The sequence below is a fragment of the Leisingera sp. ANG49 genome (assembly GCF_059694505.1).
Genome location: NZ_JCATZN010000005.1, coordinates 43,177 through 56,888, shown reverse-complemented (window position 1 = coordinate 56,888; position 13,712 = coordinate 43,177). Strand labels below are relative to the sequence as shown.

The window sequence follows — 13,712 nt, the reverse complement described above, 5'->3', positions numbered from 1 at the left end:
ATGACATGGGGAGGCTGCACGTCAAGGGGGAAAACCGCAGGAAAGCGGCGAACCGGCAGCTGCATGCCGCAATCGCTAGGTAACGACCGCTAGGCACGGCTCAGGCCGGCATCTGCTGGGTGGCGCAATGGATGCCGCCGCCCAGTTCCGCCAGCAGATCGGTGTCCAGCATCACCAGCTCCCGCCCCGGGTAGTGGCGGCGCAGCGCCTCGCCCGCCAGCGCATCGGTGCGTTTGTCGCCGCTTTGCGGCGCGATAACCCCGCCGTTGCAGACGTAATAGTTCACGTAACTGCACTGGCTGTTCACGTCCCTGATCCGCCCGGCCTCGGGCCAGGGCAGGGTGTCGACCTGAAGGCCCTCTGCCTGCAGGCGCTGCTGCAACTGCCGGGCCGAAGCATCAAAGGGATCATCCGGAACAGGCGCCTCTGCCAGCATCATCAGCACGCGGCCCCCGCCGGTGAACCGTGCCAGCCCGTCGATGTGGTCGTCGGTCACGTCCTGGCCCTTGACGCCCTTGCCCCAGATCATCCGGTCCGCGCCATAGGCGGCCAGCAACGCGGCTTCGATTTTGCCACGGGAGAGGCCGGGATTTCGGTTCTTGTTCACCCAGCTGCTTTCGTTGGCCATCAGCAGCCCGTGGCCGTCCGCCTCGGCGCCGCCGGCCTCGCCTATGATGCCGCTGTCAAACAGGGGCAGCCCCAGCCGCTCTGCCACCCGCGCAGCGATGCGCTCGTCATTGGGCAGATGGTAGCGGCCCCAGCCGTTGAAGTTCAGCTGCCGCACCGACAGGCGGCCGCGCCCGTCACGCCCGAACAACGGTCCGGAGTCGCGGCACCAGAGGTCATCTGCCGGGATGTCCCACAGTTCCACATTGCCGGACAGCTTGCGCCGGGCGCGGGCGTGTTCTTCCGGTGCGGCCAGCATCACCACCGGCTCGAATTCGGCCACCGTATTGGCAATCCGCGCAATCTGGTTCTGAACCTGCCGGCGGTAGCGCCCGGTGCCATAGACCTCAGGGGTCACCGGCCATTGCATGAAGGTCAGCTGATGCGGCGCTTCTTCCGGCGGTACCCGGAACCCGTCCTCTGCCATGCCCGCACCTCCCGCCATGGACAGCGCGCCGGCGCCCGCGGCACCGGCCATTGAACCGGCCAGAAACCGGCGGCGGTTAATAGCCGCCGTCCTCATGCCCCTGCTGCCAGGCCTTGGCGAGGTTGCCGAAGCGGGTGAACTGCGCCTCGAACGACAGCTCCACCGTGCCGATGGGGCCGTGACGCTGCTTGCCGACGATCACCTCGGCCTTGGCGTGCAGCCGCTCCATCGCCTGCTTCCACTCTTCCATCTTCTCCAGCTCGTGGTCGCCGGGCTTTTCCCGCTCCTTGTAGTATTCCTCGCGGAACACGAACATCACCACGTCGGCGTCCTGTTCAATCGAGCCCGATTCCCGAAGGTCCGACAGCTGCGGGCGCTTGTCTTCGCGGTTTTCCACCTGACGCGACAGCTGCGACAGCGCGATCACCGGGATGTTCAATTCCTTGGCAATCGCCTTCATCCCCATCGAGATTTCGGCGATCTCGTTGACCCGGTTGTCCGACATGCCGCGGCAGAGCTGCAGGTAGTCGATCACCAGAAGGTCCAGCCCATGCGTCCGCTTCAAGCGGCGCGCCCGTGCGGCCAGCTGCGAGATCGGAATGGCCGGCGTGTCGTCAATGAACAGCGGGCAGCTTTCCAGATCCTTTGCCGCCTGCACAAAGCGGCGGAATTCGCTTTCGGTCATGTCGCCCTGGCGGATCTTGTGCGAGGAGATTTCCGAGGCTTCCGCCAGAATACGCCCGGCCAGCTGTTCGGCGCTCATCTCGAGGCTGAAGAACCCCACCACGCCGCCGTCCAGCGCGCCTTCCGATCCGTCGGGTTTCACCCCGCGTTTGTATGCCTTGGCGACGTTGAAGGCGATGTTGGTCGCCAGCGACGTCTTCCCCATAGAGGGGCGGCCTGCGAGGATAAGAAGGTCCGAGGGATGCAGGCCGCCAAGTTGCTTATCGAGGTCCATCAGGCCCGTCGAGATGCCGGCCATGCCGCCACCCCGCTGATACGCCTCGTTGGTCACATTGACCGCTTCTGTGACGGCCTTCAGGAATGACTTGAAACCGCTTTCCGTCTGGCCCTGCTCTGCCAGCTGGTAAAGCGACTGCTCTGCCTCAACGATCTGCTCTTTAGGTTCTGATGCCACGTCAACGCGGCGTGCCTTTTCTGCAATCGACTGACCCAGGGCAATCAGCTCGCGCCGGATTGCCAGGTCGTAAATCATCTGCGCGTAATCCCGCACCGCAAAGGCGGAGATCGACGCGCCTGCGAGCTTGGCCAGATAGGCCGGCCCGCCCAGTTCCTTCAGCCCCTCGTGGTCCTCCAGGAACGCCTTCAGCGTCACCGGCGAGGCCAGCGCGTTCTTTGAGATCCGCGCCGCCGCCACCTCGTAGATGCGGGCGTGGACCGGGTCGTAGAAATGCGACGAGTCGATGATCAGCGCGATCTTGTCGTAGACCTCGTTGTTGGTCAGGATCGCACCCAGCAGCTGCTGTTCCGCCTCCACCGAATGCGGCAGCTCATTGTCCGGCATCGCGGTCTCGGCCGGGCTGGTGTCAGGCATCGGTGCGGGGGGCGGCATATCGCCGTCGAAGGGGGTAATCTCGTTCATCACTGCTCTCGTCACTCGGCCCGCTTATAGGGCGCAAAGGGCGTTTTTCCTATCTGGGAATCTCTGTGGATCCCTTGTGGATAACCGCACGGGCGCTGTGGGCTGTTTACCATAAAAGGCCAGCAAGCTTGTCCTATGCAGGCTACATGATGTGGTGCGGTCTGGGAAGGCCCCCAGATCTGCGTATCAGTGAAAGCGGAAAACGATTCGGGGCGGGCTTGTCCACAGCCCGCCCTGTAACGCTTTACTTTGCGTAAGGCGAAGGTCCGCTTGTCCGGCTTCCGGCCTTGGAATGGCGGGCAATTAGCCCGCCGCCCGAAGCCCTTGATCCGCCTCAGGCTTTATGCGCTTCCTGCCAGGCGCGCGGGTCTTTCAGGAATTTTTCCACCTCGGCCAGCGTCTCGTCGCTGAAGCTCTTCTGCGCCTTGGCTTCGGCCAGAACATCCCACCAGGTGCACAGATAGTGCAGCTCAACGCCGTGGTCGCCCAGGCGTTTGGTGGTTTCGGGGAAGATGTCGTAATAAAAGATCACCGCGGTGTGGCCGCAGGAGGCGCCGGTTTCGCGGATCGCATCCACAAAGGACAGTTTGGAGCCGCCGTCGGTGGTCATGTCCTCCACCAGCAGCACCCGCTGATCCTCGGTCATCACCCCTTCGATGCGGGCATTGCGGCCATAGCCCTTGGGTTTTTTCCGCACATAAGTCATCGGCAGCGCCATCCGTTCGGCCACCAGTGCGCCAAAGGGGATGCCGGCCGTCTCCCCGCCCGCAACATTGTCAAACCCCTCGAAACCCGCGTTGCGCATCACGGTCACGGTGAGGAAATCCATCAGCGTGGTGCGGATTCGCGGAAAGGAGATCAGCTTGCGGCAGTCGATGTAGCTGGGCGAGGGCAGGCCGGACGCCAGCGTGTAGGGCTCATCCGTATTGAAGTTCACCGCGCCGATTTCCAGCAGCATCCGAGCCGACAGGCGGGCGATTTCTTCGCGGGAAGGGTAGGAGGAGGGGATCATGTGGCAGCTCCGGAAATTGAATGTCTTTCCCCGTGCGCAGCTGAAAGACTGCGCAGGTGCGCGCCCGCCCCGGGGGCGGGGGCATCTTCGCGACCGCCCTGGGGGGCGGGACGGGCGCGAACCGGACCGCAGGCGGCCCGGGGGATTTCGGCAAGGGTCACGCCTGGACCGACCAGTAAACCGGGAATCCCGGATCAAACACGGTGACAGGCCCGTCGCCGCTTTCGATCTTCTCCGGGAACTGCACGGGTGCTTCGCCCTTGACCAGCGTCAGCGTCTGATCGCTCACCGGCAGGCCGTAGAACGCCGGGCCGTTTTCCGAGGCAAAGCCCGCCAGCTTGTCCAGCGCGCCTTCCTCCTCGAACACATGCGCCAGCAGGGACATGGTGTTGGTGGCGGTGAAACAGCCCGCGCAGCCGCAAGCGCTTTCCTTGTTCGGATCGGTGTGCGGCGCCGAGTCGGTGCCCAGGAAATAACGCGCATCGCCGGAGGTGGCAGCGGCGCGCAGCGCCAGGCGGTGCTCTTCGCGCTTGGCCACCGGCAGGCAGTAGTAATGCGGCTTGATGCCGCCGACCAGGATGTGGTTGCGGTTGATGATCAGGTGGTGCGTGGTGATCGTCGCGCCCAGGTCCTTGTCCTGGCTCGCCACGTACTCGGCGGCGTTTTTGGTGGTGATATGCTCCATCACCACCCGCAGCCCCGGCGTGGCCTTGCGGATCGGGTCCAGAACCCGGTCGATGAACACCGCCTCGCGGTCGAAGATGTCGATGTCGTGGTCGGTCACCTCGCCATGGGTGCACAGCGGCAGGCCGATTTCGGCCATCTTCTCCAGCACCGGGCGCACCTTGTCGAAATCGCGCACGCCGGAGGCGGAATTGGTGGTGGCGCCCGCTGGGTAGAGCTTCACCGCCTTGACCAGGCCGCTGGCATGGGCCGCGGCGACATCTTCCGGATCGGTGTCCTCGGTCAGGTAGAGCGTCATCAGCGGCTCAAACGCCATGCCTTCCGGCAGCGCCGCCAGGATGCGGTCGCGGTAGGCGGCGGCCTGGTCCCCGGTCACCACCGGCGGCACCAGATTCGGCATGATGATGGCACGGCCGAAATGGCGGGCGGTTTCGGGCAGCACGGCCTGCAGCATGGCGCCGTCGCGCAGGTGCAGGTGCCAGTCATCGGGGCGGGGGATGGTCAGCGTCTGGGTCATGCGCGTGCGTTAGCACATGGCGGCGGGGAAACAAAGCGGCTGAATGCGCCCGGCCGCAGCCTGTTCAGCGTTTCTCCGGGATCGTGAATTCGCCGTTTTCGGCGCGTGCTTTCATCTCTTCCAGCCGGCGGCGGAACCGCGGCGCCCGCATCCGCTCCGTCACGTTGCGGCACAGAAGCGCCATCAGCACCCCGCGGTCCTCCCGCTCCAGCCGCCCCAGCAGGTTGCGCAGAAAGAAGGAGTTGTTGCGCCGCGCCCGGAACAGCTTGTAGAAGGCCGCGGCCGACAGCTTGCCGCTGCCCGCCAGCGACAGGATGTGATAGAGCATCTCCATCTCGATCAGCCGGGTCTGCACCGCGCCGCCCATGTTGGCGGACCGCAGCCGGGTGACGTTCTTGCGCGCGAACAGCGCCGCATGCATCGCGTCCAGCCGCTCATAGGGGTCAAAGATCACAAAGGCCTGCCCCGCCGCATCCAGCATGTCCGGGGCATAGCCGTAGCGGTCGGTGAACGACAGCCGGCGCATCTCGGTGAAACGGTCGTCCCATTCGGTCATCCGCGGATCCAGTGTCGCCTGCGGCTGCACCGCCACCACGGTGGCGCCGGGGGAGGCCACCGAATAGGCCGCCGCCGCATAGCCGCAGGGGCCGGCGCCGTAGAACAGCACATTGTCGAATTCGTCAAAGAACCCGTCGTCGATCAGCTGGTCGAAGAAGCCATAGATGCGCTCCTCGCGGAACCAGGTGTCGCCGTCGGAGACCACGCACATATGCGACCAGCCCAGGTTCTTCACCAGATCGAACCCCAAGGGCTGCGCCTGGTCCGACAGGTTGTGGATGCCCTGCATGGTCTCAAAGGTCACCAGCAGCGTGTTGCCCTGGTCGATGAAGGTGGCGAAATGCTTGTCGCCCAGCGGCTGGTACATGCCGTGCTCTTCCGCCAGCGCCGCCATCCGGGCCTTCCACTGGGGCGGTTTCAGACCGGAGAGGTCCTCATCCAGATTTTCGAGTCCATCGTGCATTACAGCCACCTTTGATGCCCCAGGTACGCCTAACGGCGGTTTTGTTAATTTACGGTTAGGTGACAAATAAGGCTAAAATTGGAAAAACTGAGGCCGGTTTACTGTCTGGCCCCGGGCCATCGGCGGGCCTTTGCCCGCCTGAACAGCCGCAGTTCCCCCTCAGCCCTGCGTCCTGCCGCCTTCTGCCGCCAGCCCCAGCATAGCATACCGGCGCATCTCTGCGCCGTCTTCCGCGCTCAGGGCGCGGGCAGGCGGCGTCATCCTGAGCCGGGCGAACAGCGCCCGGTTCTCCTCCGCCAGCATCAGCTCCTTGAACCGCGCCTTTCGCCACTGCACCGAAGCCGTATGCAGCCGGGCCAGCTCCGCATCCGCCATCAGCTCCGCCTGCAGCGCGCCGCGCGGGGCGGCATAGCGGCCGATTGCATGGTCCTCACAGGCGGCATAGTTGCGCTCCACCCAGTAATCCATGCCCAGCCCCGCCTGCCGGTTCACGCGGCCGCGGTCGGCCTTCAGCACATAGCTCTCCATCGCGCCCAAGGGGTAGTGGTTCAGCTGCGCCAGCCGCGTGTTCGCCTGGCCGTAATCGGAAAACAGCCGCTTGGTCTTGAAGTCCCCGCCCAGCTCGCGCCCTTCGCAATCGAACCAGCGGAACGCCTCCAGCCGCGCCTTGTCGCGGATGCTGCGGGGCCGGTGCACGCCGCATTTCCCATAGGTGCCGTCGTTGCGGTAGAGCGTCTTGAACATCACCGCCCGCCAGGGCCAGTGGATCACTTCCGGCGCGCAGCGGGTGAATTGCTCCGTCACCGGGCGGTCCTCGAACGCAACCACGCCGCCATTGCCGAACAGCCGCCAGGTCAGGGTGACGGCATCCGCCTGCGGCAGCGCCGCCAGCAGATCCGCCACGGTGCCATCGCCGGTCTTGATGCAGGGGAACTCGTCGATATCCGCGACCAGCACCCAGTCCGCAGATTTCATCAGCGGATGCTTGCCCGCCATCTTCAGCGCGGTGAACTGAATGCCTTCGCCGCCATACGGCCCGTCGTTGCGCACATGCGCCAGCTGATCCATCATCTCCAGACGGTCCAGCATCGCATCGGTGCCGTCCTGGCAATCATTTGAAAACACCAGGAAATCTGTAAAGCCTGCGGTCCGGTAATGGGCCAGCCATTCCAGCAGGAACGCGCCCTCATTGCGCACGCAGAGGATGGCCAGCACCCGCATCGTCACACCCGCCCGCAGCGCAACGCTGCCGGTTGAAACCGCATCTGGGGTGTGTCGCTCATGCCTCGGCCTTTTACTGCTTTGCCGCCAGTCTTACCCGAAGGCCGCGGCGATACAAACCCTCCAGATCAGGGCGCGCGCGCCGCAGCCGGGCCGCAGCGTCGCGCCCCCCGCGGCTTGACCGCCGCGCCTGCGCATGGCCTGTTGGGCTGGGCAACGGGAGGTCGGGCATGCAGGCACAATCCATCGAACAGGTGCAGGAGCTGCTGTCGCAGCAGGGCTACGTCTGCGGCCGGGCGCTGGCCACGGTGGTGTTCCTGTCGCTGAAACTGGGCCGCCCGCTGTTCCTGGAAGGCGAGGCCGGCACCGGCAAGACCGAGATCGCCAAGGCGCTGGCCGCAGGGCTGGGGCGCCGCCTGATCCGGCTGCAATGCTACGAGGGCCTGGATGCCGCCAGCGCCGTCTATGAATGGAACTTCGCGGCCCAGATGGTGGCAATCCGCACCGCCGAGGCCGCCGGCAGCGCTGATCGTGCCGCGCTGCAGAACGAGCTTTTCTCTGCCGACTACCTGATCGAACGCCCGCTGCTGCAGGCGATGCGCCCTGACGAGCACGGCGCCCCCGTCCTGCTGATCGACGAGCTGGACCGCACCGACGAACCGTTTGAGGCCTTCCTGCTGGAGGCGCTCAGCGATTTCCAGGTGACGATCCCCGAACTCGGCACCATCCACGCGCCGGAGCCGCCGATCGTGATCCTCACCTCCAACCGCACGCGGGAGGTGCACGACGCGCTGAAGCGCCGCTGCCTCTACCACTGGGTCGACTACCCCGACTTCGACCGCGAGGTGGACATTCTCAACGCCCGCGCGCCGGAGGCCAGCCAGCAGCTCAGCCGCGAGATCGTCGCCTTCGTGCAGGCCCTGCGCACCGAGGATCTGTTCAAGAAACCCGGTGTGGCGGAAACCATCGACTGGGCCAACTGCCTGCTGGCGCTCGACGTCATCGCCCTCAGCCCCGAGGTGATCGCCGACACCCTGGGCGCAGTTCTGAAATACCAGGACGACATCGCCCGCCTGCACGGCTCCGAGGCCAAGCGCATTCTCGACCAGGCCAGGGAAAGCCTGGACGCGGCCTGATGCTTCTTCTTTGCGGAAATACTCCGGGGGTATGGGGGCAGCGCCCCCATGATCGGTAATGCCTGACTACCCGCCGCTCCCCCTGCCGGACAACCCCAAGCTGGTCCGCAACATCACCCATTTCGCGCGCGCCCTGCGCAAGGCCGGGCTGCCGATCGGCCCCGGCAGGGTGCTTGACGCGGTGCAGGCAGTGGCCGCTGCGGGCTTCACCAGCCGTCAGGATTTCTATTGGGCGCTGCACGCCTGTTTCGTCACCAAGCCGGAACAGCGCACCGTCTTTGCCCAGGTCTTCCGCCTGTTCTGGCGCGATCCCCGCTACCTGGAGCACATGATGGCCGCGATGCTGCCGGCGATCCGCGGCGTGCAGCAGGAACACCCCGCCAAACCTGCCGAGAAACGCGCGGCAGAGGCTTTGCTGGACGGCATGCTGGAACAGCCTGATGCCCCCGCGGAGGAGCCGGAGGGCACCGGAATCGACATCGACGCCTCCCGCACGACCTCGGCAGAGGAACGCCTGAAGACCCTCGATTTCGAACAGATGAGCACGGCGGAGATTGCTGCCGCCAAGCGCATCCTGGCGCAACTCACCCTGCCGGTGACGCCGATCCAGTCGCGCCGCCTGATGGCGGCGCCGCGCGGGCACCGGGCAGACTGGCGCCGCACCCTGCGCAAGGCCGCCCGGCAGGGCGGCGACCTGCAAACCATCGCCCGCGCCAAGCGCCGCATCCGCTGGCCCAATTTGGTGGTGCTCTGCGACATCTCCGGCTCGATGAGCCAGTACAGCCGCATCATTCTGCATTTCCTGCATGCCGCCGCCAACGCCAAGGGGCAGGGCTGGGTCAGGGTGCATGGCTTCACCTTCGGCACCCGGCTCACCAACATCACCCGCCACCTGGCGCAGCGCGATGTGGACGCGGCGCTGGCCGCGGCGGGGGCCGAGGCGCAGGACTGGGAGGGCGGCACCCGCATCGGCGACTGCCTGCATGCCTTCAACCGCGACTGGTCGCGCCGGGTGATGGGGCAGGGCGCGGTGGTGCTCTTGATCACCGACGGGCTGGACCGCGGCGATCCGGAATGGCTCGCGCGCGAAATGCAGCGCCTGCAACTGTCGTCGCGCCGCCTGATCTGGCTGAACCCGCTGCTGCGCTGGGACGGCTTCGCCCCCAAGGCGCAGGGCATCCGCGCCATGCTGCCCTATGCAGACAGCTTCCGCGCCGGCCATTCCATCGCCTCGCTGCAGGACCTGGCGCAGGTGATCTCCAGCCCCTCCGATGCGGGCGAAAAGGCCCGGCTGATGGCGCTGCTGTGACCCGGCGTAATTGAATTCAAAAAACAGAATGTGACTTGATCTGAATCAATCCGCCCTTTATTGCCCTGTTATATTCTAAAAATAGAATGTAATGTGCGAAAGGAGATCCCATGCCACTCAACTGGAAAGCCGGGGGGCTGCTGCTGGGGCTGGTGTTTTTCCTGGCGGTGCTGCTGGTCAAACCCATCGGGGTGTCCACCCAGTTCGTGATCCTCGACGGCATCATCGCGGACGCCGTGAACCCGCAGCTGGTGACGGAGACCTCCGAGGGCACCACCTCCACCAACGCCTATCTGGCGAAATCGGATGGCAAATACGCGAAATCCATCGCCAATCCGCTGAACTACAGCTTTGTCTTCGTGCTGGCGATGGCGCTGGGCGGGCTGATCTCCGCCAGGCTGCGCGGCGGCATCAGGGGCGCGGAGCGCAGCCTTCCCGCCCTGTGGCGCGCCAATTTCGGGGACAGCCCGGCGAAACGCTATGCCGCGGCCTTCCTCGGCGGCTTCGTCGTGCTGTATGGCGCGCGGCTGGCGGGCGGCTGCACCTCCGGCCACATGATGTCCGGCATGATGCAGACCGCACTGTCGGGCTACATCTTCGCCGCCGCCGCTTTTGCCGCTGCGATCCCCGTCTCGCTGCTGCTGTTCAAGAAGGAGGCCTGAGCCATGACAACCATCATCCTGGCAATCGCGGTCGGCGCCGCCTTCGGTGCGGTGCTGGACCGGATCGGGGCCTCCAACCCGACCTATATCGGCAAGATGCTGAACCTCACCAATGTGAACCTGGCCAAGGCCATCCTGCTGGCAATCGGCACCGGCTCGGTGCTGATGTTCGGCGGTCAGATGGCGGGGCTGGTCGATGCCGGGCACATGTCGGTCAAGGCGGCCTATGCCGGCGTCTTCATCGGCGGGCTGATGCTGGGCGCGGGCTGGGCGCTGGCGGGCTATTGCCCCGGCACCGGTGTGGTCGCTGCCGCCTCGGGCCGCAAGGACGCGCTGTTCTTCATCGCGGGCGGGCTCTTGGGCGCCGCTGCCTATATGGTCACTTACCCGGCGTGGAAGGCCAGCGGCGTGCTGGACAGCATTGCAGGCGGCAAGGTGACGCTGGGCGCGGTGCCGGGCGCCAAATACGAGGGGCTGACCGCGCTGCCCGGCGACCTGCTGGGCATCATACTGGGCCTCGGATTCATCGCTTTGGCCTTTGCCCTGCCAGATCGGCTGGTGCCGCGGAAAGCGGCCGCGCAACCCGCGGAATAAGCCGCGCGCGAGAGGCAACAGGGGAGCGCCCGCCAGGGGGATGGCGGGCGCTTTCCTGTGCCTGGCGGCGGCTTCCGGCTTGAAACTTCCCGTGCCAGCGCCGAGGTTTAAGGGCAAACGCCGCCCAGGCGGCCCGGGGAGAGACACAAGATGCAGCACACCGCCCAATTTGAGCACGCGCCGGAAACTGCGCTGGACTGGCACAAGGCCGGCGCAGGCGCCGCGTTGGCCACCGTGGTGCAGACCTGGGGCTCGGCCCCGCGCCGCACCGGTTCGCAGCTGGTTGTTTCCGGGGACGGCAGGATCGAGGGCTCGGTCTCCGGAGGCTGCGTCGAAGGCGCAGTTGTGGTCGAAGCGCTGGAGGCGCTGGAGGACGGCCAGCACCGGCTGCTGGAGTTCGGCGTCAGCGACGAGGACGCCTTTGCCGTCGGCCTGGCCTGCGGCGGCACCATCAAGGTGCTGGTGGAGCCGGTCGGCGCTGCGCTGCCCGAGGATATGCTGGAGGATCTGGTGCAAGCCCGCGCCAGTCGCACCCCCGTGGCCTATGAGGTGAACCTCACCACCGGCGCCCGGCGTCTGGTGCGGGGTGAATACAAGGACCGTATGCGCATGGACCGCTCTGGGCTGGAGGAGGACGGCGAGACCTTCGTGGCCGTTCACAATCCGCCGCTGCGGCTGGTCTGTGTCGGCGCTGTCCACATCACCCAGGCGCTGGTGCCGATGGCGCGGATTGCCGGCTATGACCCGGTGATCATCGACCCGCGCGCAGCCTTCGCCTCGCCTGAGCGATTTCCGGGGGAGACCCTGAAGGATGACTGGCCGGACGAGGCGGTGGAAAAACTCGGCCTCGACACCCGCACCGCGCTGGTGCTCTTGACCCACGACCCGAAACTGGACGACCCGGCGCTGCAGGCGGGGCTGGCGGCAGACGTGTTTTACATCGGCGCGCTGGGATCCAAGAAAACCCACGCCGCCCGCGTTGCCCGGATGCAGGAGGTCGGCTTCACAGAAGACCAGATCAACCGCATCCACGGCCCCATAGGCCTTGATATCGGCGCCGCCAGCCCGGCCGAAATCGCGGTGTCGATCCTGTCCGAGATGACCGCCGTCCTGCGCGGCAAGCAGTCATGAGGTTCGGTGCAGTTCCCCTGAACGACGCCGAGGGCGCCATCCTCGCGCATTCCCTGCAAGGCGCCAGCCGCAAGGTCGCCAAGGGCACGGTGCTGACCGGTGAGGACCTCGCAGACCTCTCTGCCGCGGGCCATGAAACGCTGACCGTTGCCCGGCTCGATCCCGCCGACATGCATGAAGACGCCGCCGCCGAAGCGCTCGCCCAGGCGCTGGTGCCGGACCCTTCCGCACAGGGCATCCGTATCTCGGGGGCAGGGACCGGCCGGGTGAACCTCTATGCCGCCGGCGCCGGTCTGGTGCGGCTGGACCGGGACAAGCTGGAGGCGGTCAACGCGGTGGATCCGATGATCACCGTCGCCACCGTGCCGGACTACTACCGGGCGGATGCGGACGGCATGCTGGCAACGATCAAGATCATCTCCTACGGGGTTCCCGCCGACGCCGTCCGCCGTGCCAGCGCGGGCGCCGGGGATGCGATCCGGATGCTGCCGCCGGTGGTCTCCTCCGCCACACTGATCGAAACCCGGGTGAGCAAGGAGACGCCCCCGGACAAGGGCCGCGCCGCGATGGCGGGGCGGCTGCACCGGATGGGCATCAGCCTGTCGCCGCGCGTGGTGGTGCCGCACCGCGAGGACGCGCTGGCCGAGGCTATCACCGCCGCCCCGGGGCAGCTGGTGCTGGTGCTGACCGGCTCCGCCACCTCCGACCCGCGCGACGTGGCCCCGCAGGGCCTGCGCAATGCAGGCGGCACGGTGACCCGCTTCGGCATGCCGGTGGACCCCGGCAACCTGCTGTTCCTGGGCGCTTTCCACGACAAGCCGGTGATCGGCCTGCCGGGTTGCGCCCGCTCTCCGGCCCTCAACGGTGCCGACTGGGTTCTGGAGCGGGTGATCTGCGGCATTCCCGTCACCTCCGCCGATATCGCGGCCATGGGTGTCGGCGGGCTGCTGAAGGAGATTCCCACCCGGCCGATGCCGCGCCGCGATGCAGAAGGTTGAATGCGGCGCTGCAGCGCGGGATTTGTGACGCAAGGTCACAACCATGGGTAAGCCCTGCTGACGCGAATTTTACCCTCTGCCCCCCCGTTAAAACGCTTCGCGGATCACGCGGCCCGTGCTTAACTCCCCTCAGCCAGACAAAAACAAGCTAAAGGGAGGGTACTATGGCCAAGGTCTCCATGACCGTGAATGGCAAGGCTGCCAGCGGCGAGGTTGAAGGGCGCACGCTGCTGTCATCGTTTCTTCGCGAAGAACTGGGGCTGACCGGCACCCATGTGGGCTGCGACACCAGCCAGTGCGGCGCCTGCGTCGTGCATGTGGACGGCAAGGCGGTGAAGGCCTGCACCATGCTGGCGCTCGAAGCCGAAGGCGCCGAGGTTGCCACCATCGAAGGGCAGGCCAATGCCGACGGCTCTTTGAACACGATCCAGCAGGCATTCCAGGACCACCACGGGCTGCAATGCGGCTTCTGCACGCCGGGCATGGTGATGTCGGCGGCGGCGCTCCTGAAGGACAACCCCAAGCCCAGCGAGGCGGAGATCCGCGACTACCTGGAGGGCAACCTGTGCCGCTGCACCGGCTACCACAATATCGTCAAGGCGATCATGGCGGCCTCGGGCCAGGATGTCTCCTCCATCGCGGCGGAGTGAAATGACGACCCCAGGCCGGACTGCGGCCTGAGCTGAACAAGGAGAAGTTGACCAAGAGGTGCGCCGGACAGGCAGCACCCT

Annotated in this window: 13 protein-coding genes; 7 read left to right on the top strand and 6 right to left on the bottom strand. The window is 66.1% G+C overall.

The features are described from left to right. Positions 1 to 100: 100 nt before the first annotated feature. From AC58NV_RS17140 to AC58NV_RS17115, 6 genes are all read right to left on the bottom strand, one after another. The gene (locus AC58NV_RS17140) at positions 101 to 1,189 is read right to left on the bottom strand and encodes an agmatine deiminase family protein (RefSeq protein WP_497228202.1); all 1,089 of its coding nucleotides are present in this window, start codon (positions 1,187 to 1,189) and stop codon (positions 101 to 103) included. Beyond that, positions 1,170 to 2,696 (bottom strand): replicative DNA helicase, encoded by a 1,527-nt coding sequence (locus AC58NV_RS17135; protein ID WP_497228201.1) that lies wholly within the window; start codon positions 2,694 to 2,696, stop codon positions 1,170 to 1,172. Before AC58NV_RS17135 ends, AC58NV_RS17140 begins: the two co-directional genes overlap by 20 nt. A gap of 334 nt (positions 2,697 to 3,030) precedes the next feature. Beyond that, positions 3,031 to 3,708, bottom strand: a complete 678-nt coding sequence (locus tag AC58NV_RS17130; RefSeq protein ID WP_497228200.1) for an orotate phosphoribosyltransferase — start codon at positions 3,706 to 3,708, stop codon at positions 3,031 to 3,033. A 157-nt stretch (positions 3,709 to 3,865) separates the two neighbouring features. Continuing rightward, the gene (gene pyrC / locus AC58NV_RS17125; protein ID WP_497228199.1) at positions 3,866 to 4,909 is read right to left on the bottom strand and encodes a dihydroorotase; all 1,044 of its coding nucleotides are present in this window, start codon (positions 4,907 to 4,909) and stop codon (positions 3,866 to 3,868) included. A 64-nt stretch (positions 4,910 to 4,973) separates the two neighbouring features. Continuing rightward, positions 4,974 to 5,930, bottom strand: a complete 957-nt coding sequence (locus tag AC58NV_RS17120) for a phosphoadenosine phosphosulfate reductase (RefSeq protein ID WP_497228198.1) — start codon at positions 5,928 to 5,930, stop codon at positions 4,974 to 4,976. A gap of 159 nt (positions 5,931 to 6,089) precedes the next feature. Further along, positions 6,090 to 7,151, bottom strand: coding sequence for a glycosyltransferase family 2 protein (locus tag AC58NV_RS17115; RefSeq protein ID WP_497228197.1), 1,062 nt, complete (start codon positions 7,149 to 7,151; stop codon positions 6,090 to 6,092). A gap of 230 nt (positions 7,152 to 7,381) precedes the next feature. On the opposite strand from AC58NV_RS17115, the gene AC58NV_RS17110 reads away from it, so the two are divergent. From AC58NV_RS17110 to AC58NV_RS17080, 7 genes are all read left to right on the top strand, one after another. After that, positions 7,382 to 8,287 carry an AAA family ATPase gene (locus AC58NV_RS17110; RefSeq protein WP_366659857.1) on the top strand — a complete coding sequence of 302 codons (906 nt, stop codon included), beginning with the start codon at positions 7,382 to 7,384 and terminating at the stop codon, positions 8,285 to 8,287. 58 nt (positions 8,288 to 8,345) lie between these two features. Continuing rightward, positions 8,346 to 9,596 (top strand): vWA domain-containing protein, encoded by a 1,251-nt coding sequence (locus AC58NV_RS17105; protein WP_497228196.1) that lies wholly within the window; start codon positions 8,346 to 8,348, stop codon positions 9,594 to 9,596. Between the two features lie 110 nt (positions 9,597 to 9,706). After that, a complete protein-coding gene (locus tag AC58NV_RS17100) occupies positions 9,707 to 10,258 on the top strand; it encodes a YeeE/YedE thiosulfate transporter family protein (protein WP_497228195.1) in 552 nt (183 codons plus the stop codon). 3 nt (positions 10,259 to 10,261) lie between these two features. Next, complete coding sequence (locus AC58NV_RS17095) at positions 10,262 to 10,852, top strand: DUF6691 family protein (protein WP_497228194.1); 591 nt, start codon at positions 10,262 to 10,264, stop codon at positions 10,850 to 10,852. 150 nt (positions 10,853 to 11,002) lie between these two features. Next, entirely contained in the window at positions 11,003 to 11,983 is a 981-nt protein-coding gene (locus AC58NV_RS17090) for an XdhC family protein (RefSeq protein WP_497228193.1), read from the top strand. After that, complete coding sequence (locus tag AC58NV_RS17085; RefSeq protein ID WP_497228192.1) at positions 11,980 to 12,981, top strand: molybdopterin-binding protein; 1,002 nt, start codon at positions 11,980 to 11,982, stop codon at positions 12,979 to 12,981. Before AC58NV_RS17090 ends, AC58NV_RS17085 begins: the two co-directional genes overlap by 4 nt. A 164-nt stretch (positions 12,982 to 13,145) precedes the next feature. Then, positions 13,146 to 13,631: a (2Fe-2S)-binding protein gene (locus AC58NV_RS17080; RefSeq protein WP_366659850.1), complete on the top strand. Its 486-nt coding sequence runs from the start codon at positions 13,146 to 13,148 to the stop codon at positions 13,629 to 13,631. Positions 13,632 to 13,712: the final 81 nt, after the last annotated feature.

Excerpts from the sequence above, each read along its gene's own strand:
- AC58NV_RS17110 (WP_366659857.1), top strand. The coding sequence starts at position 7,382 with ATGCAGGCACAATCCATCGAACAGGTGCAGGAGCTGCTGTCGCAGCAG.
- AC58NV_RS17090 (WP_497228193.1), top strand. The coding sequence starts at position 11,003 with ATGCAGCACACCGCCCAATTTGAGCACGCGCCGGAAACTGCGCTGGAC.
- AC58NV_RS17120 (WP_497228198.1), bottom strand. The coding sequence starts at position 5,930 with ATGCACGATGGACTCGAAAATCTGGATGAGGACCTCTCCGGTCTGAAA.
- AC58NV_RS17130 (WP_497228200.1), bottom strand. The coding sequence starts at position 3,708 with ATGATCCCCTCCTCCTACCCTTCCCGCGAAGAAATCGCCCGCCTGTCG.
- AC58NV_RS17115 (WP_497228197.1), bottom strand. The coding sequence starts at position 7,151 with ATGCGGGTGCTGGCCATCCTCTGCGTGCGCAATGAGGGCGCGTTCCTG.
- pyrC (WP_497228199.1), bottom strand. The coding sequence starts at position 4,909 with ATGACCCAGACGCTGACCATCCCCCGCCCCGATGACTGGCACCTGCAC.
- AC58NV_RS17095 (WP_497228194.1), top strand. The coding sequence starts at position 10,262 with ATGACAACCATCATCCTGGCAATCGCGGTCGGCGCCGCCTTCGGTGCG.
- AC58NV_RS17080 (WP_366659850.1), top strand. The coding sequence starts at position 13,146 with ATGGCCAAGGTCTCCATGACCGTGAATGGCAAGGCTGCCAGCGGCGAG.
- AC58NV_RS17135 (WP_497228201.1), bottom strand. The coding sequence starts at position 2,696 with ATGAACGAGATTACCCCCTTCGACGGCGATATGCCGCCCCCCGCACCG.
- AC58NV_RS17105 (WP_497228196.1), top strand. The coding sequence starts at position 8,346 with ATGCCTGACTACCCGCCGCTCCCCCTGCCGGACAACCCCAAGCTGGTC.
- AC58NV_RS17085 (WP_497228192.1), top strand. The coding sequence starts at position 11,980 with ATGAGGTTCGGTGCAGTTCCCCTGAACGACGCCGAGGGCGCCATCCTC.
- AC58NV_RS17140 (WP_497228202.1), bottom strand. The coding sequence starts at position 1,189 with ATGAGGACGGCGGCTATTAACCGCCGCCGGTTTCTGGCCGGTTCAATG.
- AC58NV_RS17100 (WP_497228195.1), top strand. The coding sequence starts at position 9,707 with ATGCCACTCAACTGGAAAGCCGGGGGGCTGCTGCTGGGGCTGGTGTTT.